This window comes from Natrinema sp. SYSU A 869 (genome assembly GCF_019879105.1).
GTDB lineage: Archaea > Halobacteriota > Halobacteria > Halobacteriales > Natrialbaceae > Natrinema.
Genome location: NZ_CP082249.1, coordinates 2,096,401 through 2,119,710 on the forward strand (window position 1 = coordinate 2,096,401; position 23,310 = coordinate 2,119,710).

At 64.1% G+C, this 23,310-nt stretch carries 21 protein-coding genes, 1 tRNA gene and 1 pseudogene; 13 read left to right on the plus strand and 10 right to left on the minus strand.

Annotated features, from left to right (window positions below; all coding sequences use genetic code 11):
• Positions 1-102 precede the first annotated feature (102 nt).
• From K6I40_RS18580 to K6I40_RS18590, 3 genes are all read left to right on the plus strand, one after another.
• On the plus strand, positions 103-861 hold the full coding sequence (locus K6I40_RS18580) for a creatininase family protein (protein WP_222920403.1): 759 nt from the start codon (positions 103-105) through the stop codon (positions 859-861).
• A 347-nt stretch (positions 862-1,208) separates the two neighbouring features.
• The gene (locus K6I40_RS18585) at positions 1,209-2,333 is read left to right on the plus strand and encodes a 60S ribosomal export protein NMD3 (protein WP_222915294.1); all 1,125 of its coding nucleotides are present in this window, start codon (positions 1,209-1,211) and stop codon (positions 2,331-2,333) included.
• Positions 2,326-3,621, plus strand: a complete 1,296-nt coding sequence (locus K6I40_RS18590) for a class I SAM-dependent methyltransferase family protein (RefSeq protein WP_222915295.1) — start codon at positions 2,326-2,328, stop codon at positions 3,619-3,621. Before K6I40_RS18585 ends, K6I40_RS18590 begins: the two co-directional genes overlap by 8 nt.
• A 302-nt stretch (positions 3,622-3,923) precedes the next feature.
• Here K6I40_RS18590 and K6I40_RS18595 read toward each other — a convergent pair whose 3' ends face one another.
• The gene (locus tag K6I40_RS18595; protein ID WP_222915297.1) at positions 3,924-5,798 is read right to left on the minus strand and encodes an ATP-dependent DNA helicase; all 1,875 of its coding nucleotides are present in this window, start codon (positions 5,796-5,798) and stop codon (positions 3,924-3,926) included.
• A gap of 215 nt (positions 5,799-6,013) precedes the next feature.
• Between K6I40_RS18595 and K6I40_RS18600 the strand changes: the two genes are divergently transcribed.
• Positions 6,014-6,102, plus strand: a tRNA-Gly gene (locus K6I40_RS18600).
• 145 nt (positions 6,103-6,247) lie between these two features.
• Here the strand turns inward: K6I40_RS18600 and K6I40_RS18605 are convergent.
• Entirely contained in the window at positions 6,248-6,493 is a 246-nt protein-coding gene (locus K6I40_RS18605) for a hypothetical protein (RefSeq protein WP_222915299.1), read from the minus strand.
• 121 nt (positions 6,494-6,614) lie between these two features.
• On the opposite strand from K6I40_RS18605, the gene K6I40_RS18610 reads away from it, so the two are divergent.
• A complete protein-coding gene (locus K6I40_RS18610) occupies positions 6,615-7,730 on the plus strand; it encodes a YkgJ family cysteine cluster protein (protein ID WP_222915301.1) in 1,116 nt (371 codons plus the stop codon).
• Between the two features lie 93 nt (positions 7,731-7,823).
• Here K6I40_RS18610 and K6I40_RS18615 read toward each other — a convergent pair whose 3' ends face one another.
• Positions 7,824-7,997, minus strand: coding sequence for a DUF5786 family protein (locus K6I40_RS18615; RefSeq protein WP_222920404.1), 174 nt, complete (start codon positions 7,995-7,997; stop codon positions 7,824-7,826).
• A gap of 181 nt (positions 7,998-8,178) precedes the next feature.
• Here K6I40_RS18615 and K6I40_RS18620 point away from each other — a divergent pair.
• Positions 8,179-9,185: pseudogene (locus K6I40_RS18620) on the plus strand (DUF5784 family protein).
• 113 nt (positions 9,186-9,298) lie between these two features.
• Entirely contained in the window at positions 9,299-10,360 is a 1,062-nt protein-coding gene (locus K6I40_RS18625) for a zinc-dependent alcohol dehydrogenase family protein (protein WP_222915303.1), read from the plus strand.
• Between the two features lie 341 nt (positions 10,361-10,701).
• Here the strand turns inward: K6I40_RS18625 and K6I40_RS18630 are convergent, their stop codons facing one another.
• Entirely contained in the window at positions 10,702-10,989 is a 288-nt protein-coding gene (locus K6I40_RS18630; RefSeq protein ID WP_180839737.1) for a DUF2795 domain-containing protein, read from the minus strand.
• Positions 10,990-11,148: 159 nt separating this feature from the next.
• On the opposite strand from K6I40_RS18630, the gene K6I40_RS18635 reads away from it, so the two are divergent.
• Together K6I40_RS18635 and K6I40_RS18640 are read left to right on the plus strand one after the other, a co-directional pair.
• The gene (locus K6I40_RS18635; protein WP_222915305.1) at positions 11,149-11,928 is read left to right on the plus strand and encodes a PHP domain-containing protein; all 780 of its coding nucleotides are present in this window, start codon (positions 11,149-11,151) and stop codon (positions 11,926-11,928) included.
• A 56-nt stretch (positions 11,929-11,984) separates the two neighbouring features.
• A complete protein-coding gene (locus K6I40_RS18640; RefSeq protein ID WP_222915307.1) occupies positions 11,985-12,149 on the plus strand; it encodes a DUF6757 family protein in 165 nt (54 codons plus the stop codon).
• Positions 12,150-12,165: 16 nt separating this feature from the next.
• On the opposite strand, the gene K6I40_RS18645 is transcribed toward K6I40_RS18640, so the two are convergent.
• The 4 genes from K6I40_RS18645 to K6I40_RS18660 form a co-directional block, all read right to left on the minus strand.
• On the minus strand, positions 12,166-12,489 hold the full coding sequence (locus K6I40_RS18645) for a ferredoxin family protein (RefSeq protein WP_222915309.1): 324 nt from the start codon (positions 12,487-12,489) through the stop codon (positions 12,166-12,168).
• Between the two features lie 273 nt (positions 12,490-12,762).
• On the minus strand, positions 12,763-13,566 hold the full coding sequence (locus tag K6I40_RS18650) for a helix-turn-helix domain-containing protein (protein ID WP_222915312.1): 804 nt from the start codon (positions 13,564-13,566) through the stop codon (positions 12,763-12,765).
• A gap of 65 nt (positions 13,567-13,631) precedes the next feature.
• Positions 13,632-13,781, minus strand: a complete 150-nt coding sequence (locus tag K6I40_RS18655; RefSeq protein WP_222915314.1) for a hypothetical protein — start codon at positions 13,779-13,781, stop codon at positions 13,632-13,634.
• A 135-nt stretch (positions 13,782-13,916) separates the two neighbouring features.
• A complete protein-coding gene (locus K6I40_RS18660) occupies positions 13,917-15,089 on the minus strand; it encodes an MFS transporter (protein WP_222915316.1) in 1,173 nt (390 codons plus the stop codon).
• Between the two features lie 263 nt (positions 15,090-15,352).
• Between K6I40_RS18660 and hemB the strand changes: the two genes are divergently transcribed.
• The 3 genes from hemB (at position 15,353) to K6I40_RS18675 (ending at position 20,285) form a co-directional block, all read left to right on the plus strand.
• Complete coding sequence (gene hemB, locus K6I40_RS18665) at positions 15,353-16,366, plus strand: porphobilinogen synthase (protein ID WP_222915317.1); 1,014 nt, start codon at positions 15,353-15,355, stop codon at positions 16,364-16,366.
• 493 nt (positions 16,367-16,859) lie between these two features.
• The gene (locus K6I40_RS18670) at positions 16,860-18,551 is read left to right on the plus strand and encodes an ammonium transporter (protein WP_222915319.1); all 1,692 of its coding nucleotides are present in this window, start codon (positions 16,860-16,862) and stop codon (positions 18,549-18,551) included.
• Between the two features lie 387 nt (positions 18,552-18,938).
• Positions 18,939-20,285, plus strand: a complete 1,347-nt coding sequence (locus tag K6I40_RS18675; protein ID WP_222915321.1) for a glutamate-1-semialdehyde 2,1-aminomutase — start codon at positions 18,939-18,941, stop codon at positions 20,283-20,285.
• 55 nt (positions 20,286-20,340) lie between these two features.
• Here the strand turns inward: K6I40_RS18675 and K6I40_RS18680 are convergent, their stop codons facing one another.
• Positions 20,341-21,525, minus strand: a complete 1,185-nt coding sequence (locus K6I40_RS18680; protein ID WP_222915323.1) for a HAMP domain-containing sensor histidine kinase — start codon at positions 21,523-21,525, stop codon at positions 20,341-20,343.
• Between the two features lie 72 nt (positions 21,526-21,597).
• Positions 21,598-21,963: a group 1 truncated hemoglobin gene (locus tag K6I40_RS18685; protein ID WP_222915325.1), complete on the minus strand. Its 366-nt coding sequence runs from the start codon at positions 21,961-21,963 to the stop codon at positions 21,598-21,600.
• Between the two features lie 184 nt (positions 21,964-22,147).
• Between K6I40_RS18685 and hemC the strand changes: the two genes are divergently transcribed.
• Positions 22,148-23,296 carry a hydroxymethylbilane synthase gene (gene hemC, locus K6I40_RS18690; RefSeq protein WP_222915327.1) on the plus strand — a complete coding sequence of 383 codons (1,149 nt, stop codon included), beginning with the start codon at positions 22,148-22,150 and terminating at the stop codon, positions 23,294-23,296.
• Positions 23,297-23,310: the final 14 nt, after the last annotated feature.

A 23,310-nucleotide genomic window follows, 5' to 3' on the forward strand; every position in this document is an offset into this window, starting at 1 on the left:
ATACGTCTGCCCGTGAACCGTCCTAACACGGGGCAGACCCAACCGACCCGACGAGTCATTCCGAAGATGTATTTGGATCGACTCGTTCCGTCGAAACAGCGAATGCCCTCCCCTGATTCGGTACTCCTCGAGGAGTGCACGTGGCCGGAAGTCGAAACGGCGCTCGAAAACGGAACGCGGACGGTGATCGTGGCGGTCGGCTCGATCGAGCAACACGGGCCGCACCTGCCGCTGAATATGGATACGCTGGACGGCGACGAACTCTCGCGACGCATCGTCGAAGAGTTCGGTGACGCACTGGCAGCGCCGACGATTCGGCCCGGCTGCTCGGGCCATCATATGGCGTTCCCGGGAACGATCACGATGCCGCCGGAGACGCTGATGGACGTGATCCGCGCCTACTGCCGCTCACTGGATGATCACGGGTTCGAGCACGTCGTCCTCGTCCCGACACACGGCGGGAACTTCGCGCCGGTCTCGACCGTCGCGCCCGAAATTGCCCGCGAGATCGACGCATCCGTGATCACCCTCGCGGACCTCGACGACCACATGGAACTGCTGAATGAGGGGCTTCGCGAGGCCGGCATCGAGTACCAGCAGGACGTTATCCACGCTGGGGCCGCCGAAACGGCCATGATCCTCGCAATCGAGGAGGGGCTCGTCCGCACGGATCGGCTCGAGGCAGGACCGGAAGGGTCGATTTCCACCGCGCGACTACTCAGCGAGGGGTTCGAATCGATCACCGAGAACGGCGTTCTCGGAGACCCCGGCGAAGCCATCGCCGACGCTGGTGCGGAGATTTTCGACACCGTCACCGACGCGTACGTCGAACGGATCGAAGCCGAGCGCAATGTCGTGTGAGACGAGCGGCAGTGACACTGCAGTTCGTCTCGAAACCTCTCCGCAGTAACTACAGTCAGTATTGTACGTATATCATACATTTTGGTCACCGGTCGATCGAACCCCTTCGTTTCGCATGGAGACCGTGTGACGGAGTCACGTCTGACGCAATCGAGTCGGTAGTAATGTAACTGATGTCTGACTTTTTATTCACCCGATCCCCCTTCGTTTCGTATAGAGCGACCCGAGCGTCACGGAACAGAACCGGTCGTGACTCGCGAATGAGAGAATTCGGTCGCCTCGAGCGAGACGATCGACTCGAGCGATGGAACGCGTCCCTTAACTCCGCGAGACCCCAAACGGGGCCAATGAGTGAGTCGCGTGCGTTCTGTCCCCGGTGTGGGGACCCCGTCCCCGAACGATCGGCGAGCGACGCGAACAATCCGTTGCGGCCCGGTGCCGAGGTCGAACTCTGCGATTCCTGTTACTTCGAGGACTTCGACTTCGTGGACGCACCGGACCGGATCGACGTTCGCGTCTGCGCCCGCTGTGGTGCAGTCTACCGGGGGAATCGATGGGTCGATGTCGGTGCGGAAGACTACACGGACATCGCCATCGAGGAGGTCAGTAAGGCGCTGGCCGTCCACGTCGACGTCGAAGACGTCGCCTGGCAGATCGATCCCGAACAGGTCGACCAGAACACGATCCGGATGCACTGTTTCTTCACGGGCGTCGTCCGCGGGACTCCAGTCGAAGAGCAGGTGACAGTCCCGGTTAGGATCGCCCGGCAGACCTGCACCCGCTGTGGGCGGATCGCTGGCGACTACTACGCCAGCATCGTCCAGATCCGCGCCGAGGACCGCACCCCGACGACCGAGGAGATCGAGCGAGCGAAGGAAATCTCGACCCAGATCGTCGCTGACATGGAGGCCACGGGCGACCGCAACGCCTTCGTCACGGAGACGAGCGAGACCGACGACGGACTGAACATCAGGGTCTCGACTAACAAGATCGGCAAGAAGATCTCGAACAAGATGCTCGAGGAGTTCGGCGGCACCGTTAACGACGCCGAGACCCTCGTCACCGAGGACGAGGACGGCAACGAGGTCTATCGGGTTACCTTCGCCGTTCGTCTGCCACCCTATACCCCCGGCAACGTCATCGCCCTCGCCGATGACGACGGCGGCCCTGTCCTCGTCCGCAGCGCCCGCGGCAACCTCAAGGGCATCCGCGTGACGACCGGCGAGCGCTACGAGGCGAGCTACGAGGAGGGGAACTCGCCCGACGCGCGGAGGCTGGGCGACCTCGAGGACGCCGCCGAAGCCACGGTGGTCACCGTCGAAGACGAGAACGCCGTACAGGTACTCGATCCCGAGACCTTTCAGGCGAAGACCGTCTCGCGGCCGGACTACTTCGATCCTGACGCCGAGACCGTGCCCGTCCTGAAGAGCCGCGCCGGACTGCATATTCTGCCCGACGAGAGTGATGACTGACGAGGACGCGACCGGTGGAGACGCGGCTGACGAGGACGCAACGGACCAGTCGGCGTCCGACGACACCCTCGAACGGACGGTCGACGAGGTCCTCGAACCCGCGGTAGCGGACGCGCCCCTCGCAGCGATCGTTGAGAAGCCGCGCGCAGAGACGGCCATCGAGTCGCTGCGCGCCGAGGGAGTCTACGATGATTCGCGGCGCGTGCGCGAGGCGCGAGGGCGAAGCGGAGCAAAGCCCTCAGACCATGCGAACGGGTCTTCGACCCGTGAGGACGGACCCGACGGGGTCGCGCTGCCGATCACGGAACCGCCGACCGAGACCGCGGTGCTCGAGGTCGTCAAGCAACTCGAGCCCGAGCCCCGAACCCCGGATCTCGAGGCGCTACTGGCCGACCGGGGCTGGCACGACGATGCTCTCGAGTCGGTTCCGGGCTCGTGGGCGGTGATCGGCTCGGTGATCCTCGTGACGGTCCCCGAGGGCTGTCCCGACGAGGGCGAGTTGGGCGAGGCCCTGCTCGAACTCCACGGCGAAGCTGACAGCGTGCTGGCCGACGAGGGAATCGCGAACGACGGCGCGTCCGGCACCTATCGCGAACCACGCACTCGCCTGATCGCCGGGGACGACGACACGGAGACGGTTCATACCGAGCACGGAACCCGATACGGGCTGGATCCCGCGACGGTAATGTTCTCGCCCGGGAATCAGGCTGAGCGCGCCCGAATGGGCGAGGTCGTGTCCGCGGATCATAGATCTGCGGACGGATCGCCGCGAGACGCCGACGAACGCGTGTTTGACATGTTCGCCGGTATCGGCTACTTCACCCTCCCGATGGCCCGGGCCGGCGCGCAGGTGACGGCGACCGAGATCAACCCGACCGCCTTTCGGTACCTGCTCGAGAACGCGATGCTCAACGACGTCGATGATCGGGTCGACGCGTACATGACCGACTGCCGCGACCTCGCGAGCGAGATCGAGGCCGATCGGGTCGTCATGGGCTACTACGGGAGCGCGGACGGTACCAGCGAGAGCGACGAGGAGACAGCACACGGAACCCGAACCGACGAGGCACATGACTTCCTCGAGGATGCCCTCGCGGCGCTCGTCCCCGGCGGTGTCGTCCACTACCACGAGGCGACCCCCGAAGCGCGGCTGTGGGAGCGGCCGCTCGAGCGCCTCGAGACAGCCGCCGCCGCGGCAGACCGAGAGCTCGAGGTCCTCGAGAAGCGACGGGTGAAGAGCCATAGCGCGGGCGTCGCACACGTCGTCGTCGACGCGCGATTCGAGTAACGATCTCCCGAATCATCACGAGCCGCGAGATCGGATGAGCCCGATGCAGAGCACTCGGACCCGGCGCTCGCGTCGGCCGAGATGGCTCACGGCGACGCGGAGCGGTCGTGACATTGATACTTGCGGAGCGAATCCCTTGGCGTATGAATAAGAGTCAGCTCATCGCTCTCGTCTTTGCAGTCCTCATGATGACCTCGATGGTCGCCGGGAGCGCGATCGCGATGTTCTAACGCGACGCCGTGACGCGAGCGACGACGCCCCTCGTTCCGAACTGGACGCCGGTGAGTGGTCGTCGGCCGCCGCTATTCGTCCGTGTCCCAGACGTCCGCCAGCGGGCTCGAGCGGGAGGATCGTCCGGATCGGCGCGAGCGCGACGACGAACGATCGCTGTGGCCGCCAGTATCCGAGTCCGCCCCGCTGGCTCGGCCCTGCCGTGACGATCCGCTTTTCGACCCAACACTGGATCTGCCGCCCGAATTCGATGGTGTCTCGCCGAGTGCGGCCCGCGGTTCGAAGGCCGGGAGGTCCGGTCGCGACATGCGATCGACCTGTGCCTCGAACCAGTCCGGCATGTCCGTCCGGGCGCGATCGAAGCAATCCACCAGACTCGAGTCCGCAAGGTACGTCGCGCCGTAGTCGTCAGGGGCGCGGACGACCCGGCCACAGGCCTGAATGACGGTCCGGAGCGTCGTCCGGTAGTACCACGCCCACTGTCCCTCCTCGAGTCGGTGGGCCACTCGCGAGTCGCTCGTGTTGAGGAACGGGGCTTTACAGATGACCTGCCAGCGGCAGAGATCGCCCTTGAGATCCAGCGCCTCCTCCATCTTCACCGAGAGGAAGACGCCGGGATCGTCACTGGCCTTCCACGCCTCGAGGGCGGCGTCGCGACCGTCGCGGTCGTGGGTTCGAACCCGGTTGCCGACGCCGAAGTCCTCGAGGAGATCGGCCAGCCGTTCCTGAATGTCGTAGGAGTGGGCGTGGATCAGCCCCTTCTCCTCGGGATGGTGTTGCATGAGCCGGACGATCGTCCGGGCGATCTTCGGCGTCGTCTCGTCGCGCTCGTCGTAGGTCATCTTCCCCTGGGTCACATCGTACAGCGGCCGATTCTCGACGGGGAACGTGTGCTCGACGTCGACCAGGGCGACGTCGTCGGGATTGAGTCCGACCTGCCGGCAGAAGGCGTCCTTGTTGAGGATCGTCGCCGAGAGGAGCGCGAACTTGTTGCCCCGGTCCCAGACGGTGTGCTGGAGGTACTTCTCGGGGTTCATCGGCTTGATCGTCAGCGGACCGCCCTGCGGTTCGTCATCGCCGTCGTCTCCGGTACCGCCATCGTCGCGGGACCGCAGTTCGGACTGATCGACCAGCCACGTCGTCGGGCTCTGCGGGTCGCGGTAGTCCGAGACGAACCACTCGAGTTCGCCGATGAGTTCCTGTAAACGGTCGCGTTCGCGCACGTCGGCGGGAGTGAGCGAGTCCTGTGCGAGCAGGTCATCCTTGCGGCGTGTACACGTCTGTGCGAGGCTCTCGGCGTAGCGCACGGCCCGCTCTACGTTCTCGACCTCGGGAACGCGAAGGTCATCCCAGAACGGCACGGTTCGGGGGCCGAGCTGGATGGTCGCGTACATCTCGGCCCACTCGGCGAGACCGTGGGCCTCATCGACGACCACGACGTCGCGTTGGCGGAAGACCTCGCTGCCGGCGGTCTGCATGAAATAGGCGAGCGTCATCGCCGCGATTTCCCGGTTCGAGGCGATCGCTCGGTCCGAAAAGTACGGACATCGGTGTTTGACGGAGCAGTCGTATCCCCGTTCGCGGACGCACGGTGCCTGGTTGACAGGCGTATCGCGTTCCTCCGGCAGGATGCAGGTGTAGTTCGACTTCCCGCGGATGACGTTGAGATCGGCCAGCAGGTCGTCAGCGGCCACGTCGTCTAACTGGGAGACCTGTGGCGTCGTGTAGTAGGCTCCCGTGGCATCGCTGGGGTTGCCCTCGTCCGCACGCCGAGCACAGCCGGCGACGGCGCGGGCCAGCAGGGACTTGCCACTGCCCGTCGGCGCGCGCACGAGCACGACGTCGTTGCCGGCCGCGAAGGCGTCGCGAACGTCGCGGAGGGCCTGCTCCTGGGTTCCGCGATAGCTCGGTGCGGGGAACTCCTCGAAGATCCGCTCGGTATTCACCGTTCGACTCAGGGCGCGGCCGCGTCCTAAAGGCTACGGACCGTCGCTCGCGATGAAGAGCGGCCGGATACCGATGGGCCGATATGGGCCAGTCAAACGAGACCGAAACCGGCGGCTACCGGCCGGTATCAACCACCTACGGATCGACAGCGACCGGCAGCCCGGCGGGTAGCCGGCCGATTACAAATACGAAATCCGCCGTCGGGTTGACCTGCGGAAGGGTCGCTCAGCGGTAGAGCACCGTGGTGCCACCTGGTTCCGCGGCGGCATTTCGCCTCGTGGCGTTCAAATCCCACCCCTTCCGCTCGCGGCTGCGGACCGCGGTTGTGATTGTGCTTGTCATGGGGCGGTACACCGGTACCGTCACTTTCGCCTCCATTCCCCACTCGGCCATTTTTGCGGTGATTGATCCGGGACAGTCACTGGAACGTGTGCAACCTGGATTCGATTTACAGCGCACTGAGCCCAGAGGTCTCGTCGTCGACCTGCTCTAACCGCTCGATGTCCTCGGCGGTCGGATGATCGGGAACGGCCTCGATACACGGGTAACACAGCAGGTGGGAGGTCCCATCCTCGAGTTCAAGCGTCATCGCGGTCCCGACGGTGCCGGCGTCGGTACCGAACGACCAGAGGTTGGCGATCCCGCCCGAAACGGTGACCGTTCGGCCGCAGCCGTCACAGGAATCCTTCGACATACGCGAGAATGGGTACCCGATGGTGAAAATCGTTCGCCCGGTATGATTTCGCGCTGCTCGCGGCAGCCGGGTGGCGATACCCCGCATAGCGGTTATAGGGGACAGCGCCGTACCGCCACACATGGAGGTGAACTGTGAGGGCTGTGCCGGCTGTTGTATGGATTGGCGACCACTCCTCGAGGACGGCACGGCGGCAACCGCTGCCCGAGACGGCGGCGACGGGGGCGAAACCGAGCACGACACTGACCGTCGACGCCAGCGACCGCGCGATACGTTCGACGGGGGCGGAACCAAACAGGAAGCCACTCGAGCGCCGCTCGACGACGATACTACCTTCGTCCCGCTGACCCGCGATGAGGTGCGAGCGTTCCTCGAGGCGGGAATGGCCGATGCCCTGACGCCGCGGTTCTGGTACGCCCGCGACGACGAGGAGTCACACACTACGGAGTCCTCGAGCGGTGCGGAGCGCGAACGAGACGAGTGCTCCGCTGCTGCGAGTGGAGAGGAACGACCGGCAAGCGGAGACGCTTCGCGAGAGGGTGAGGGCATCGAAATCGACGGCCACACCGTCGCGGCCGTCGCGGGTCGCCCCGTCTTTTTCGTGGGACTGCGGAAGCCGCCGAAACCGGTGGCCCCGTTCGGTCGCGAGGACCCGATGTGGCTGCCGACCTGCGTCTTTCTCGACCCGAGGACGCTGCAGTGTCGGATCCACGAGAGTGAACTCTACCCAGACGAGTGTAGTGCGTATCCGGAACACAACCTCGCGCTCGAGCAGGAAACCGAGTGCGAGCGCGTCGAAGCGGCGTTCGGCGGCGAGCGCCTGCTCGAGGCCGATCACGACGATCCGGATGGACTGCTGCTCGGTACGGAGGCGATCGGCGCGAAGCTCTTCTGCCATCCCCGGCCGGCCGATCTCGAGGGGATCGTCGACCGGGCCGCGGCGGGCGAGCTCACCCGACAGGAGCGCGCCGAGCCTATCGCGGTCGCTGCCGCCTCGAGTCCCGGGACGCTGGCGATCTCCGATCACCACTACGAATGGGCGAAAACACGGGTTCTCGAGGGAGCGGATATCGAATCGGATCCCGGGGACGAAAAGTCGTGGGTTGGCCCGGCGATCCGCGACTGGTACTGGCGCTACCGGGAGACCGGTGAGACGGTCCCGTCACCGGTCGTCGCCGACGCCGTCGAAACGGACCGCGGCGCACCTGAAACGCCGGGCTGGGACGCCCTCGAGTGACACGGCGGCGCGGCTCCGGAGGCAGTCGGAAGGGATGATGGACTCGCGGACGAGACCACCGGCAGGGAGGAGGAGAACGCGAGTCGGTCGTCGCTAGTCCGACTTGATCTGTTCGAACTTGTCTAAGAGCTCCTCGGCGGAGTCGCCGGAGTCATACTCGACCTTACCGTGGTAGATCGTCCGTTCGTCGTCGAAATCGGCGTCGACCCTCGAGGCCTGTTGTTCGCGGCGCTCGTGTTCGTCTTCGTCATAGGCACCCATTGACATGGTAAGTATGAACACAGTAGGGCGCTGGCGACTATTAATGTAACGGTCCATCACACCCGCCAATCGCGTGAAACGTAGTCCAGCCTGTGGAACGATTTACCGACGACACCGATCAGATGGAGTAATTCGTCCGCTGGCTGACAACGAACGATATATGCACCCCCATGGCGTAGAACGGGTCGTGGCACGGCCGCTTCGCTTTCGATACTCGCCTCAGTCCTGGAGCGACAGGCGAGTCAAACACGATATTCTCCAGCCGCTCCAATCTAATATCGGCGCACAGGAAGTTTCGCCGTGGTTCAAGAGCGGTGGCGATTGGCAAACACACCGCTTCGAGATGCAAAACGGTGATATCGCGCTCTTCGCACGTACTGATTCGGACGCCTACTGGATGGGCAACACGGAGACGCCCTCCGCACTGTGGAAGACCGACAAGTTCGGCTGGCGGGAGGTCCCCTATCACGTCTCGCGGTGGGCCCAGCGGGAGCTGATCGCAACGCTGCATGAGGAAGACCCCTGGCTCGCCGACTATCCGCACCTCTCGTGGTTCTTCCTGCCGGTGTTCATGTCCAAAGACGGTCGGGGCTCGACCCGCTCGTTCTTCCGCGAGCACGCCGGCGGCTTTCCTGACGCCGGCCGCCGAGAGACGACCCGCTTCTTCGAGGACTTCCTACAGACCGGCGTCTTAGACGAGTACCGACACGTCATGTCCGGTAAACTCGGCACCAGCGACCACGTCGACCGCGTCCGAATGAGTGCCGCGATGGCCGAATTCATCGCCGCGAAATCCTCACCGACGCGGGCTACGACGTCGTCCCGGAGATCGAGGTCACGACCGGACACTCGCTGGACTTCCGGGCCGAAAACGACGACACCAACGTCCTCGTCGAGGTCACGCGCCCGCAACCGCCGGGGAACCGCGCCGCGTCCGGTCCCGTCGCCGCCGTCCGCGACACCGCCGAGACCAAGACCAACGGCCAACTGGCCGAACACGGCGGCGGTGCCGTCCTCTTCGTCGACTGCTCGAGTTTCCGAGACGACACCTGGGCTGCGGTTCGGGGCGAACAGCCCGACGTTCGCCACCGCCCCACCGTCGTCTATCGCGTCCGGCCGAACGGCCACGTCGAAGGCTACCAGAAGGGCGCAGTGCCCATCGAATTAGGCGACGCGATGACCTTTCTTGACTGAGCCGGACGATACAGAACGGTCGATGCTGCTCGGTTCGTCTCCGCTCGTTCGTCTCCGTCAGACACTGCAACGGAGTGTGACCTATTTGTAGCATCACATTGACAGTCATACCCATGCGTGCAGCAGTCCTCGAGGAACACGGCGAACCGCTGTCGATCGAAGACGTCGACGCGCCCGATCCGACGCCGGACGGCGCGATCGTCGAGGTCGAAGCCTGCGGTGTCTGTCGGAGCGACTGGCACGGCTGGCAGGGCGACTGGGGGTGGCTCGGCCTCGAGACCCAGCCAGGCCAGATTCTGGGCCACGAGCCAGCCGGTCGGGTCGTCGCCGTCGGTGAGGACGTCGAGGGGGTCGCCGAGGGCGACCACGTCGCAGTACCGTTCAACCTCGGCGACGGGGTCTGTCCGCAGTGTCAGCGGGGTCACTCTAATACCTGCGAGAACGTCATGCCGCTAGGATTCATCGAGGAGGCACAGGGTGCCTTCGCCGAACAACTCCACGTCCCCGTCGCCGATCACAACCTCGTAAAACTCCCCGACGGCGTCTCCTCGGTCGACATGGCCGGCCTTGGCTGTCGCTTCATGACCTCGTTCCATGCGCTCGCCCATCGCGCTGACATCGGTGCAGGCGACTGGGTGGCGATCCACGGCTGCGGTGGTGTCGGCCTCTCGGCGGTCCACATCGCCGACGCGCTGGGTGGCAACGTCGTCGCAGTCGATCTGAAAGACGAGAAACTCGAGAAGGCTCGCGAACTCGGGGCGGTCGAGACGGTCAACGCTGAGGACGTCGACGACGTTCCCGGTGAAGTACAGGCGATCACCGACGGCGGGGCTGGCATCGCGATGGACGCGCTGGGAATCGAAACGACCAGTCAGAACTCCGTGCTGAGCCTCGGCACCCGCGGCCAACACATCCAGGTCGGGCTCACGACGCAAGAGGAACAGGGCATGGTCCACCTGCCGACGGACGCGATGGTCATGCAGGAAATCGAGTTCATCGGCTCGCTGGGCATGCCCCCGACCCGCTACGACGAGATCTTCCGGATGGTCGCGACGGGGAAACTCGAGCCCGAGACGGTCGTCTCCGAAACCATTGGCCTTGAGGACGTCAGCGACAAACTCGACGCGATGACCGACTTCGAGACGGTCGGCATTCCGGTCATCGACACGTTCTAGAACCAACCTTTTGCTCTCTCGTGATGACGAGACGCTGAAGGCGTCTCGAACCATGTGCGGTCGCGAAGCGACCGCACTCGGCAAAACGTTGATGAAAATCACGGCGTCACCCATTCAGCCGCGGCGTTGCCGCGACTTCGAGGGTACCTTGGCCCGCTCACTCGCTTCGCTCGTTCGCGGGTGCAGTGCTTGACCGGACTGCGGCGGTACGCTCTTCGCCTCTACCGAGTGCAAGCAGTTGTACCGAGCGCGCCTCTGGCGCGCTCGGCCTTTTTTAATCGAATTTTTTTTTGCTCGAGCGGTCGGCCTCCGGCCGACCCGAGAGTAAATAACTTCGTTCCTTAGAACGAAACCGCGTCGGGCGCGTACGGACTGCCGACCGGGGTTGGGTCGCGATCGCTGTAGCCGACGCGGCCGACAGCCTTGTCGCTGACGGCGGAGTAGACGGCGAAGCGCGCCTCCTCCGGATTTTCGAAGGTTTCGGACTCGAGGCGGGCGAGTACATCGCCGACCGTCTCGCTACCGTTCGGGAGTTCGAGGGTACGGTCGCCGTACTCCTCGATCAGTTCCTCGGTCGTCGCGGGGTACTCGTGGTCGTCGATGACCTCGCCGGTGCCATTGAGCAGCATTACGCCCTATCCTCTGTGATAGATAATTATAAACATTGTCCATCCATGTTTCCTAGTAGCACTGTAGACCTAATATACCTAGTATTACCCTAGAGACTACGGAAAACCGGACGCGGGCTCGGAGAAACGTCTTTATGAGCGGCCCGGTTCGGATATCGTATGCCATATGCGGACTTACACGTCCACACGACGCGCTCGGACGGCAGCCTCACGCTCGAGGCGGTTCCCGAGGCCGCTCGCCGCGGCGGGGTTGAGGTCGTCGCGGTAACGGACCACGATCGGGTCCAGCCGTTCGACGGACCGATCGTTGAGCGCGACGGCGTGACGCTCGTCCACGGAATCGAGTTACGGGTCGAGACGCCGGGGAGACAGCGGATCGACCTGCTGGGCTACGGACTCGAGCCGAGCACGGCCCTCGAGGCCATTCTCGCGAACATTCAGGAAAACCGGATCGAGCGCGGGCAGGCGATCGTCGACTGCGTGGAGTCGCGACTGGGGATCGACCTCGATGTGACCATCGACGGCGGGTTCGGGCGGCCACACATCGCGCGAGCGATCGAGGCCCATCCCGAGACTGAGTACGATTATCAGGGCGCGTTTGACCACGTCATCGGCTCCGATTGTCCGTGTTACGTGCCCCGAGACGTGCCGTCATTCGAGACGGGACGAGCGGCACTGGCCGAATCGTGCCGGCTCGTTTCGCTCGCACATCCGCTTCGATACCGCGATCCGGAGCGCGCGCTCGCGCTGGCGGCCGACCTTGACGCCGTCGAACTCCAGTATCCTTACGGCCGCGACGTCGACCGCGAGCCCGTCGAACGAGCGATCGAGCGCCACGACCTGCTCGTGACCGGCGGCAGCGACGCCCATGACGAACGCCTCGGCATCGACGGGCTCTCTCGGCGGGCCTACGAGCGACTCGAGCTGACAGGTAACTGATCCAAATGCTGGCCGCTAGCGGAGGGTTCAATGCATCGTGGTGCTAACGGGCGGATATGAACTGCCACTATTGTGACCACGAGGCCGCCTTCGCAGCTGAGTCCGATGGACTCAAAGTGGGCCTCTGCGAGGAACACTTCCGCGAGCGATTACAGGAGCTCGCCGAAGCTGACGGGCTCGAGAGCCTGAAGGAGAAAGTCGACGTCGATCGCGCTGAATAAGGCTAGCCGCGTCTTTTCAGGCCGTTCGTCCGGCGTCGACGTCGATGGCGTCGACCGGACAGACGTCGACACAGAGCATGCAATCGATACACTGCGCTTCGTTCGCGGGATCGGCCTTCTCTTCGCTCTCGGGGTGGTCCGGCGTGTCGATCCACTCGAAGACGTCGACCGGACAGTCCTCAACGCAGGCACCGTCGGCGATGCAGATGTCGAAGTCGACGGCGACGTGCGTGCCGTGGATGCCGAGTTCTTCGGGTTCGTCGACGGGACCCCAGACCGAGTGTCCCTCGTGTTCGTCGACCTGATCGCGGTTCTCGTGGAACTGTGGGTCTATGGCCATTGCTAGCAGATTAAATGAGAGACGCGCACTTAAAAGTGCGTACTCGCTACAACTGATATCGAACGAGATCGCCAGAAAATGGTAGTGAGTTCGCCACAGGGCGTGTAGACGAACGACTCGAGTCGGCTACCGAGGGACGAGCGTCGTGACCGTCGCCGAGCGACCCGAGGCGTCGGGATCGGCTGTGATCTCATCGGCCTGTTTCTCTCGATTCGGGGTCTGCTGCCCTGAACGATGTCGAATCCAGTCAGCCGCATGTCCTGTGCGGTCGTTTCACTCGTCCATCGAGTCGGGCACCTCATCACGGTCCTCGAGGCGGTCGTCAAGCAGTTCGCGGGTCCAGACGGCGAAGCCGTGGTCGCGGCCATAGGTCCAGACCGCCATCTCGTTAACCACGTTGGGGAGATCGCTCTCCTTGATCCCGGCCGCGACGATCGCTTCCTGGTCGGCCATGAGCAACTGCGCTGGCCACTCTTGCTGGACGTTGTTGGTCGTCTCAAGGTCGGGCGCGACGACGATATCCGCGTCCGGAGCCGCCTCCGTGAACATCTCGTGGGCGTCCTCGGTGGGGACTTCGACGTACACCCTGACGCCGCGGTCGGCGGCTGACTGGAGGCCGTCAAGAATCCGCTGCTCGGCGACCTCGATCGCCGGGACGAGGTAATGGACGGTATCCTCGGCTTCCTCGAGGAAGAGGGCGACGCGTTCGGTGACGTGTTCCTTCTGCGTGATCGCCCACATTCCCTCGTCGTCCATCGATTCGGGCTCCTCGAGCTGGCCGAGGGCGTTCTCGGCGGCGTTGATCCGCGAGTCGTAGTCTTCGCGGATTCGCCGACACGCCGTGTCGACCGGGACGGCCTTGTACTGGCGAGGTTCGGTCTGCTGGACGCTGACGAGTCCCTTTCGGTCGAGTCGCTCGATCGTGTCGTACACCCGTGATCGGGGGATATCCGCGACCTGACTGATCTCCTTGGCGGTCCCCTTCGAGATGCGGACGAGCGCCACGAAACACCGAGCCTCGTACTCGGTTAGGCCCAGTTCTTCGAGGGTTTTGACTGCTTCCTCAGCGTCTGACACGGTTGATCCACACGCCGAAATTGGGAAAGAACGCGGCTTTCTCGCGCCACGCCGTTATATGCTGACTAGGAGAAGACCCGAAAGGAGGTCCCGCCACAGGGACAGCCGTCGGTGCTTCCGATCGGACGAACCTCGTTCCCCATGACCCAGACTGCCAGCGCTCTGCCACAGTCCGTACACCGTGCCGCACCCTTCTGTCGTGATTGCGCTTCCATGGACATTTTTCTCTCGTTCGATATATAAGCAGACCGTGAGTTTCCGAGGAGTCCACGGCCGTGTACTCCGGTTGTGACAACGGCCGGATCGGCCATCGGGTATCGCCTCGCGAGAAGAGAGAGCGGGGGTTCGAGTCAGTAGCCGAGCGAGAACGCCCGGTTGACAACCAGTGCAACGAAGACGATGACGAGCAATGCGGCGAGGAAGCCAAAGGAGACGCCCCAGCCGAAGTGATCCGCTAAGAGCCCGGTGACGACCGAACCCAGCGCACCGACGAAGCCATAGACGGTGCGAACGAGCCCGAATCCGGCGCTGCGTTCAGCGGCGGAAAGTTCGTCCATGAACCGCGGCAGGAGCGCCGCACCCCAGCCGAGACCGATCCCGAGGAGCACGACGCCGGCCACGACGGCGGCGATTCCTGGAACGGCAATGAACAGTACGAAGCCGGCGACGGAAAATGCCATACAGGCCGCAGTCGTGACCTCGCGACCGTAGCGATCGGAGGCCGCGCCGACGCCGACCTGCGTGATCCCCTGGACGACGAAGTAGCCCCCGAAGACGAGACTCGCCGTCGTCTCGGGCTGGCCGCGGTAGGCGACGAGGAAGGCCGGCAGGAACGAGGACGTCGCCTGCCAGACGAAGTCTCCCAGAACCGCAATAGCGGACGTGAAGGCGATTTTCGGCCGCGAGAGTAGTTCAACCAGCGGCTCGAGTTCGAAGCGCTCGGCCATCGGCTGATTGGGCCGCTGGGGTTCGGTCGGCCGAACCGACCAGGCGAACAGCACGAATAGTGGGACGGCGACGACGGTCCCGACGGCGATGGCGGCCCGCCAGCCGTACCGGACGGCGACCAAGGCGGCGACGGGCGGCGCGACGAGCCCCGCGATCGGACCGCCGCTGTTGTGGACACCGATCGCGACCCCGATCTCGTCATACGTTCGGGTCAGCAGCGACGTCGCGACGCTGTAGTGGAGGCCCGCGACGGCCCCGAGCGCGATGGTCCCAACCACGAAGACGGGGAATAGCGGCGCGATCGCGAGGAAGGCACTCGCGACGGCTGTCCCGCCCACGGCGACCAGAATCACGCGGCGCTCGCCGTACCTGTCGGCGAAGACGCCGCTGGGGAACTGCGAAAGGAAATATGCCATCCACATCCCCGTCAGCGCGAGCCCGATCACCGAGTTCGAGACGCCGAACTCGGCTGTAATTCGCGGCACGACCGGGCTGATCACCAGCCTGCCGGCCATCGTCGCCAGAAAGGCGAGCGTACACATCGTCAGCACCGTCTCCTCGTATCGCCAGCGCATTAGTCGAGTTCCATTGTCAGCATCGTTGCTCGGTGATCGGGACGAAAGTCCACTCGACAGTCATCGACTCCAACAGATGAGGACACTGCTACCGGCAGCCGCCGCTCCGATCGAAAGCGAAGGTGTGACGAGGTAACAGCCGGGAACCGGGCGCGGCTCGAGCACTGAAGAGCCGAAGTGACAGGCTCGAACAGCCGGATCAACGGCTCGATACTGCGATCCGCGAGCGAGGCGCTTTTGCGACTCCCGGCGAATACACGGGTATGGATCTCACCCATCGCCCCCGGCGGCTCCGACAGGACCGCGTTCGCGGCCTCGTCAGCGAGACGAGCCTCGAGTCAGCGGACCTCATCGCGCCGGTGTTCGTCGACGCAACGACCGACGAACGAATTCCGATCGAGTCGATGCCCGGCCACGACCGAGTGCCAATCGACGGAATCGTTGCCCGTGTCGAGGAAGTCCTCGAGACGGGCGTCGAGGCGATCATGCTCTTTGGCATTCCGGAGTCGAAGGATCCCGAGGGACGCCGAGCCTGGGCCGAAGACGGCGTCATTCAGGAGGCGCTCCGCCGGATCACGAGCGAGACGGACGCCTACGTCATCACCGACGTCTGTCTCTGCGAGTACACCGATCACGGCCACTGCGGGCCGCTTGAGGAGGAACTCCGGAGCGAGGACGTCGTCGAGGCGGACGGCCCCGCCTGCGAGCCGACGATGACCGTCGACAACGACGCCACGCTCGCAGCCCTCGAGCGGATTGTCACCTCACACGCCCGTGCGGGAGCGGACATGGTCGCGCCAAGCGGGATGATGGACGGCATGGTCGAGGTCATCCGCGAGGCGCTCGATCAAGAGGGGTTCGAACACGTCCCGATCATGAGCTACGCAGCGAAGTACGAAAGCGCGTTCTACGGCCCCTTCCGGGACGCCGCTGACGGCGCGCCATCGTTCGGCAACCGGCGTCATTACCAGATGGATCCCGCAAATTCGCGCGAAGCCATGCGGGAGGTTCGCCTCGACGCCGAGCAGGGCGCGGACGTGATGATGATCAAACCCGCGCTCCCGTATCTCGACATCATCGCCAACGTCCGCCGCGAGTTCGACCATCCCGTCGCTGCCTACAACGTCTCCGGCGAGTACGCCATGCTCCACGCCGCCGCCGAGAAGGGATGGCTTGATCTCGAGGCGGTCGCCACGGAATCGCTGCTGTCGATCAAACGTGCGGGCGCGGACCTAATTCTAACCTACTTCGCCGAAGACGTCGCGGAGCAACTGTAGAATCGACGGCGTTCGAGATCGTTTCGTCAGGCAATCGACTCGGTCCAAATCGACCACTTTCTCTCGCTTTGGACAGGCGATTAGACGAATGTCAATATCAGTTCGCCCCCGAGTGGCAGGCCGGCAATATCTGCCGCGCGCGAGCAAAGATGGGCCGATAGGCCCCGTACAGGGGCCACTATCGCGGTAACTATCTCGATTCCGAACGGGTCCGTCGTTCAGTAGGGGTTGACAAACGCGTAGAATATAACCGTTGCTCGAAAAAGACGTGATTTCTGATACCCTTATACACATTATATCTGATTTAGCTTTGAACGGATGGCCCTATTATGCCCGCAATTTTGTGTGTTTGTAAAGGCTAACCCTTAAATAATACAAGTACAACGGACTCGAACGTGATTAGGAGGACGAACATGAACGAGAGTGCACTAGAAGAAGACGATTGTACGGACGATGGGAGCAACGGTGGATGGGAACTCGAGGTGGGTGGCTGATGGAGCCGACGCTCCTACAGGCCGACACCGAGATGCTGATCGAGTCGATCAACTATACGTGGATCCTGATCGCCACGTTCCTGATCTTCTTTATGCACGCCGGCTTCGCCATGCTCGAGGCGGGGCAGGTCCGCTCAAAGAACGTCGCGAACCAGCTGACGAAGAACTTGCTGACCTGGTCGGTCGGTGTGACGGTATTCTTCCTCATCGGGGCTGGCGTTGAAAGCGTCGTCGCCGGCAACGGCTTCGCGCCCGGCTTCCAAGGTGACGCGACAGGCTGGATGGACTGGCTCTACGGTGCGGTCTTCGCCATGACTGCGGCGACCATCGTTTCCGGAGCCGTCGCCGGTCGGGCGAAGCTCCGTGCGTACGTCACCTACACGTTCCTGCTGGCCGCGGTCATCTACCCGGTCGTCACCGGGCTGACGTGGGCCGGCGAACATATCGCATACAGTGACGTCCTGTTCCAGGACTTCGCGGGCGGGATGATCGTCCACGGAATGGGCGGCATCGCCGGCCTCACAGCAGCGTGGGTCCTCGGTCCGCGCATGGACCGGTACAACAGCGACGGGACCGCGAACGTTATCCCCGGTCACTCGCTGACCTTTGCCGTGCTCGGAACGCTGATCCTCGCCTTCGGCTGGTACGGCTTCAACGTCGGTACCTCGGCGATCATCGGCGAGGGCGCGTTCCTCGGCGACCAGCTCGGTCGCGTCGCCATGACCACGACGGTCTCGATGGCCTGCGGTGCGATGGGGGCCGGACTCATCGCGTGGCTCAAGACCGGCAAGGTTGACACGCTATACGTCGCGAACGGCCTGCTGGCCGGCCTGGTTGGCATCACCGCGATTCCCGAAACGACCGCGTGGTGGGGAGCGTTCGTCGTCGGCGGCCTCGCCGGCGCACAGCTGCCAATCGTCTTCGAGTTCGTCGAGCAGTACCTGAAGATCGACGACGTGTGTGCGGTGTTCCCCGTCCACGGCTCGGCCGGGGTCCTCGGAACGCTGTTGTTCCCCTTCGTGGCCGCGCCCGGCGTCGTCGATAACATCGCGAACGCCTTCATCACCCAGCTCATCGGCGTCGCCGTTATCACCGTCTGGACGGTCGTCGCGACCGCCGTCATCTGGTACGCGTTCAAAGCCGCCGGACAGGCCCGCGTCTCGCCGGAACACGAGCGCGACGGACTCGACGTCTCCGAACACGGCGTCGACACCTACCCCGAGTTCGGCCAGCCCGATGTCGCCACCGACGGGGGCGACGAGGTCATCCGCGCCGACGGCGGTGAGCGATTCGATGAATCGCGATCCTCGTCGGAACTCCGTTCCGACGGCGGCGAGCCGAACGACGGCCAGATCAAGATGGTCATGGCGATTGTCCGCCCCGACCGTCTCGGCGCGATCAAGCAGTCGCTCGCCGAAGCCGGCGCGCCATCGCTGACCGTCACCAACGTCTCCGGCCGCGGCTCCCAGCCCGCGAAGAAGGGGCAGTGGCGCGGCGAGGAGTACACGGTCGATCTCCACCAGAAGGTGAAGATCGAATGTGTCGTCGCGGACATCCCGGCCCAGGAGGTCGTCGATGCCATCCGCGAGGGCGCCGAAACCGGCGAGCCCGGCGACGGCAAGATCTTCGTCATGCCCGTCGAGGGCGCGACACAGATCCGGACCGGCAAGACCGGCCCTGACGCCGTCTAAGCTCGGGACACGCGGTCGACCGATCGCAGTCCGCCCGCCGACGGACCGCGACGTGAGGTGACTCACGCGACCCGCGTTCTCGAGGCCTCTGACAACCGCTCTTCGGCGACTCGACGCCTCCCCGAACGGGGCGTCACGTCGGCCGGGCCCGACCGGCCCGCGGCCGACACCCAGTGCAGTCCCCCGTGGTTTCGATGGTGTGACGCTGTACTGGATTTGATGCGATTTCGTCGCTTTTCTCGCGGTCCGTCACGGCTCCTCGAGCGACAGGACTCCGGTGGGTGACCGGCGGAACTCGAGCCCGACGCGTACACGTTCGGCCGTTCGGTCGGCGGTTCGGAGCCGAACCTCGGTACTACTTTGCCGTCCGGATGCAAAGGGCCGGGCATGAACGAAGACAACTCACGTGAGCTCTATGACCGGGCGCTGTCGGTGATGCCTGGCGGCGTCAACTCCGCGGTCCGGGCAGCGATCGAACCGTATCCGTTCTTCGTCCGGAAGGGCGAGGGAGGCCACGTCATCGACGCTGACGGCAACCGCTATATCGACTGGGTCATGGGACTCGGCCCGCTGCTGTTGGGTCACGACCTGCCCGAACCGGTCCGGGCCGGCATCCAGCAGAAGGCCAGCGAGGGACCGATGTACGGGACGCCCACGCCGGTCGAGGTCGACCTCGCGGAGTTCGTCGTCCGCCATGTCCCCAGTGTTGAGAAGATCCGCTTCGTCAACTCCGGGACCGAAGCCACCACCTCCGCCGTGCGACTCGCGCGGGGGTACACTGGCCGAAACAAGATCGTCGTCATGCAGGGCGGCTACCACGGTGCCCAGGAGTCGACACTGGTCGAGGGCGACGCCGACGATCCGAGACCGTCCTCCGCGGGAATTCCGCAGTCGTTCTCCGAGCACACGCTCCCCGTCCCGTTCAACGACGAGGACGCCATACGAGAGGTCTTCGAGGAACACGGGGACGACATCGCGGCCGTCCTCACCGAACCCATTCTGGGAAACTACGGCATCGTCTACCCCGAAGAGGGCTACCACGAGTTCCTCCGGGAGATCACCGACGAGCACGGCTCGCTGCTGATTTTCGACGAAGTGATCACCGGCTTCCGCGTCGGCGGCCTCGGCTGCGCCCAGAGCGAGTTCGGCGTCACGCCGGACCTGACCACGTTCGGCAAGATCATCGGTGGCGGCTTCCCCGTCGGCGCAATCGGCGGTCGTGCCGAAATCATCGAGCACTTTGCGCCGACCGGCGATGTCTTCCAGGCCGGCACCTTCTCCGGCCACCCCGTCACAATGGCCGCCGGCCTCGAGACCCTGAAATTCGCCGCGGAAAACGACGTCTATGACCACGTCAACGGGCTGGGCGATCGGCTCCGAAGCGGGCTAACCGACATCGTCGCCGATCAGGCACCCAGCTACACCGTTACCGGCACCGACAGCATGTTCAAAGTGATCTTCACGCGGGAAGGGCCGGGCCCGAACTCGCTCGAGGAGCAGTGCAAAGCCGGCTGCCAACAGGACCCGACCTGTCCCCGCTATGACTACTCACCGAAGAACGCTGCCGACGTGAAGAATGCCGAGACCGAACGCTGGCGGCGCATCTTCTGGGGGAAGATGAAAGAGCAGAACGTCTTCCTCTCGCAGAACCAGTTCGAGTGCCAGTTCGTCAGTTACGGCCATACCGAGGATGACGTCGAGGAGACGCTCGAGGCGTACAAGGAAGCGCTGTAGCCGATCGGACAGTGGATGAGTTGGCTCGAACAGGGTGACGACGAGCAGGACCATCTCACTCCAGTACGAGCGCTGCCTTCGTTGCGTCGGCGATCGATTCGTCATCCCGTTCGCTCGAGGCCATGGGGAGTTCGACCGCGAAGCGGCTTCCCTCGGGACCGGTTTCGGTGAGTTCGACGGTCCCGTCGTAGCGGGCGACCAATTGGTCGACCAGATAGAGGCCTAGTCCGTGCGTGCTCCCGCGGCTCTCGACCCGATTGAAGAGGGAGTCGCGCTCCGATTCGGGGATCCCGGGTCCGTTATCCGAGATTTCGAACCGGACGGTTTCGGGGCCGGGTTCGACCGTGATCGAGACGCGGGGTGTCGCAGCGTCATTGTGTTCGACCGCGTTCGAGAGGAGATTGCCGAAGATCCGGGCGAGCAAGTCGTCGGCACGGACGAAGACGTGGTCCGGGACCGACGTCTCCACGTCGACCGTCTCCCACTCGGTTTCGAGTTTTCGAACTTCGTCGGCCAGCAATTGGGCGGCGTCGACGGGCTTAGGCTGGTAGCTCCCCTCGGTCGTCTGGAGCAACACGCGGACGTCGTCGATCACCGTCGACATTTCCTCGGATTGGTCGATAACGATCTCGAGCCACTGCCGGCTGCGGTCGTCCAACGCTGACTCCTCATCGAGGACCCGCGACGCGTAGCCGTCAATGATCGTTGCGGTGTTCAACACCTCGTGACGGAGGATGCTGTTGAGGTAATCGAGGTAATCACGTTGCTCCTCAAGATGTTCCGCCCGGAGCGCGGCGCGTTCGGCGGTCAGGGTTCGTTCGATGGTACGGCCTTCGATACACCCGATGAGCAGCCCGGTCCCGGCACCGAAGGCCGTGGCCCACCGACCCCACGAAACGATAACGGCCCACGATTCGGTCGGAATGACCGCCATAAGGGCGATATTGACGGAGAGAAAGGTGAGCAGGCCACCGAGCCACCACCACGCGATGCGCGGGTACCGGGCTGATGAGAGCGGGGACGAGCGGAGCCAATAACCGGCGTACGTGATCCCGATTAGAAACGGAATCGTCGTGACGACCCCGACAAGAAACTCGCCGTTGAAGATGAGTGCCGGATCGAACGAAAAGAGGAGACCGATTTCAGCGAGCACCACGAACGACAGTCCCATTCCAAACCCGATCAAATACGTCGGAATCTGGTCTTTCGGGAGGACACTGACATCCGACGGCCATTGCATATCCTGCAAACGACGGTCGACGCGGTTAGCGTTTCCGACCACCTCCCACCAGCCGGCCCCGTTGCGAACAAGTCAGTCCGCGGCCGTGACGATTGCAGTCTGATAGCTCGCGATTTCCTCGCGGACCACCTCGCGGTCGCCCTCGTCGACGTCGAATGCCGCGAGTGCGTTGTCGAGGTGGGTCGCGATCGCTTGGAAATCCGCCGGCGTGATGCCCATGTCCGCGTGAACGGCTTCCATCTCCCCGCCGGCGTACTCGACCGGCCCGCCAGTGACCGAACTGATGAACTGGGCCTGATGTGCGCGCTGTTTCTGCATATCGACGTCGTCGAAGTAGCCTGCAACCTGTTCGTCCGCCATGACGCGGTCGTAGAATTCGTCGACGACGGCCGTAATCGCGTCTTCGCCACCGAGTCGTTCATAGAGCGTTTCGCTCATCGGGAGTGTATACTGAACTGATACTGATAAGATTCGGGCCGAACAGATTCGTTCGAAATCGGCCCTTTATACGATACAGAACGGATATCCACCGCGTCGTGTCTTCGTTGCATCGGAAGTCGATCCGTAACTGCCGCGTCGGACAAGCGTGCGCTTTTCATACTCGAGGACCCGACTGGTTGCTATGAGAACGCGCGGGACGCTGCGATTGGCGACGAGGGGGTCCGCACTCGCCCGGCGACAGGCCGCCCTAGTACAGGAGGCCTTAGAGGAACGCCGGTACGAGGTCGAACTCGTCACCGTCGAGACGACGGGGGACCAGATCAGAGACGAGTTGATCCATCAACTCGGGAAGACCGGCGCGTTCGTCCGCGAACTTGACGAGCGCGTTCTCGAGGGTGACCTCGATGCCGCGATCCACTCGATGAAGGACATGCCGACCGAACAACCCGAGGAACTCGTGACCGCCGCGGTTCCCGAACGGGGACAGCCGGGCGACGCCCTCATCACGCCCGACGGCGCGACGCTCGAGGAACTGCCCGATGGCGCGACCGTCGGCACCTCGAGTCTGCGCCGGCGCGCACAACTCCTCTCGAACCGGGACGATCTCTCGGTCGAGCCGCTGCGCGGAAACGTCGATACGCGCATCGAGAAGTTGCTCGCGCCCGCGCTGCAGGACGAACATCACGAGAGAACGGAAGCGGACAAGGAACGCAAGGGCAACACCGGGGACGAGGACTTCGAGCCCGAGTACGACTGCACCACTGACGAGTGGTTTGACGACCTCTCGGAACTCGAGAAGGGCGCGCTTGGCCGCGAGATTGAGACCGAGTACGACGCGATCGTCCTCGCGCAGGCTGGCCTCGAGCGCAGCGGGCTCGCCCACTACGTCGACTACCAAGAATTACCGACGTCGACGTTCGTTCCCGCACCGGGACAGGGAGCGCTCGCGGTGACCACACCCGACGGGGAGACGGCCCGCGACATTCAGACGCACATCGATCACCCGCGGAGTCGCGTCGAGACGACCGTCGAGCGGACGATTCTGGCGGAACTGGGCGGCGGCTGTATCGCACCGGTCGGCATCTACGCGATCGTCCAGGGCGAGTACGTCCGCGCGACCGTCAGCGTCTTCGACCGCGACGGCGAGGAATCGGTGACTGCCAGTCGGGATCTGCCGGTCGAGACCCACGCCGACGCCGCCCGCGAGTTTGCGCGGGACCTCGCGGATCGCGGTGCAGCGGAGCTAATCGAGCAGGCACGCAAGGAGGCCGACGGTGACGAGGGTGACGACAAGGGCGTCTCCGAGGAAGATAAGCCCGAGGGGAAATAGCTAGCAAGTAGCGA

Bases quoted from the DNA above. Each gene is read 5' to 3' on its own strand.
- K6I40_RS18580 (WP_222920403.1), top strand. From the start codon at position 103: ATGCCCTCCCCTGATTCGGTACTCCTCGAGGAGTGCACGTGGCCGGAA.
- K6I40_RS18670 (WP_222915319.1), top strand. From the start codon at position 16,860: ATGGAGCCGACGCTCCTACAGGCCGACACCGAGATGCTGATCGAGTCG.
- K6I40_RS18610 (WP_222915301.1), top strand. From the start codon at position 6,615: ATGGAGGTGAACTGTGAGGGCTGTGCCGGCTGTTGTATGGATTGGCGA.
- K6I40_RS18685 (WP_222915325.1), bottom strand. From the start codon at position 21,963: ATGAGCGAAACGCTCTATGAACGACTCGGTGGCGAAGACGCGATTACG.
- K6I40_RS18645 (WP_222915309.1), bottom strand. From the start codon at position 12,489: ATGGCCATAGACCCACAGTTCCACGAGAACCGCGATCAGGTCGACGAA.
- K6I40_RS18630 (WP_180839737.1), bottom strand. From the start codon at position 10,989: ATGCTGCTCAATGGCACCGGCGAGGTCATCGACGACCACGAGTACCCC.
- K6I40_RS18640 (WP_222915307.1), top strand. From the start codon at position 11,985: ATGAACTGCCACTATTGTGACCACGAGGCCGCCTTCGCAGCTGAGTCC.
- K6I40_RS18625 (WP_222915303.1), top strand. From the start codon at position 9,299: ATGCGTGCAGCAGTCCTCGAGGAACACGGCGAACCGCTGTCGATCGAA.
- K6I40_RS18655 (WP_222915314.1), bottom strand. From the start codon at position 13,781: ATGGAAGCGCAATCACGACAGAAGGGTGCGGCACGGTGTACGGACTGT.
- K6I40_RS18615 (WP_222920404.1), bottom strand. From the start codon at position 7,997: ATGTCAATGGGTGCCTATGACGAAGACGAACACGAGCGCCGCGAACAA.
- hemB (WP_222915317.1), top strand. From the start codon at position 15,353: ATGGATCTCACCCATCGCCCCCGGCGGCTCCGACAGGACCGCGTTCGC.
- hemC (WP_222915327.1), top strand. From the start codon at position 22,148: ATGAGAACGCGCGGGACGCTGCGATTGGCGACGAGGGGGTCCGCACTC.
- K6I40_RS18585 (WP_222915294.1), top strand. From the start codon at position 1,209: ATGAGTGAGTCGCGTGCGTTCTGTCCCCGGTGTGGGGACCCCGTCCCC.
- K6I40_RS18680 (WP_222915323.1), bottom strand. From the start codon at position 21,525: ATGCAATGGCCGTCGGATGTCAGTGTCCTCCCGAAAGACCAGATTCCG.
- K6I40_RS18675 (WP_222915321.1), top strand. From the start codon at position 18,939: ATGAACGAAGACAACTCACGTGAGCTCTATGACCGGGCGCTGTCGGTG.
- K6I40_RS18635 (WP_222915305.1), top strand. From the start codon at position 11,149: ATGCCATATGCGGACTTACACGTCCACACGACGCGCTCGGACGGCAGC.
- K6I40_RS18590 (WP_222915295.1), top strand. From the start codon at position 2,326: ATGACTGACGAGGACGCGACCGGTGGAGACGCGGCTGACGAGGACGCA.
- K6I40_RS18605 (WP_222915299.1), bottom strand. From the start codon at position 6,493: ATGTCGAAGGATTCCTGTGACGGCTGCGGCCGAACGGTCACCGTTTCG.
- K6I40_RS18660 (WP_222915316.1), bottom strand. From the start codon at position 15,089: ATGCGCTGGCGATACGAGGAGACGGTGCTGACGATGTGTACGCTCGCC.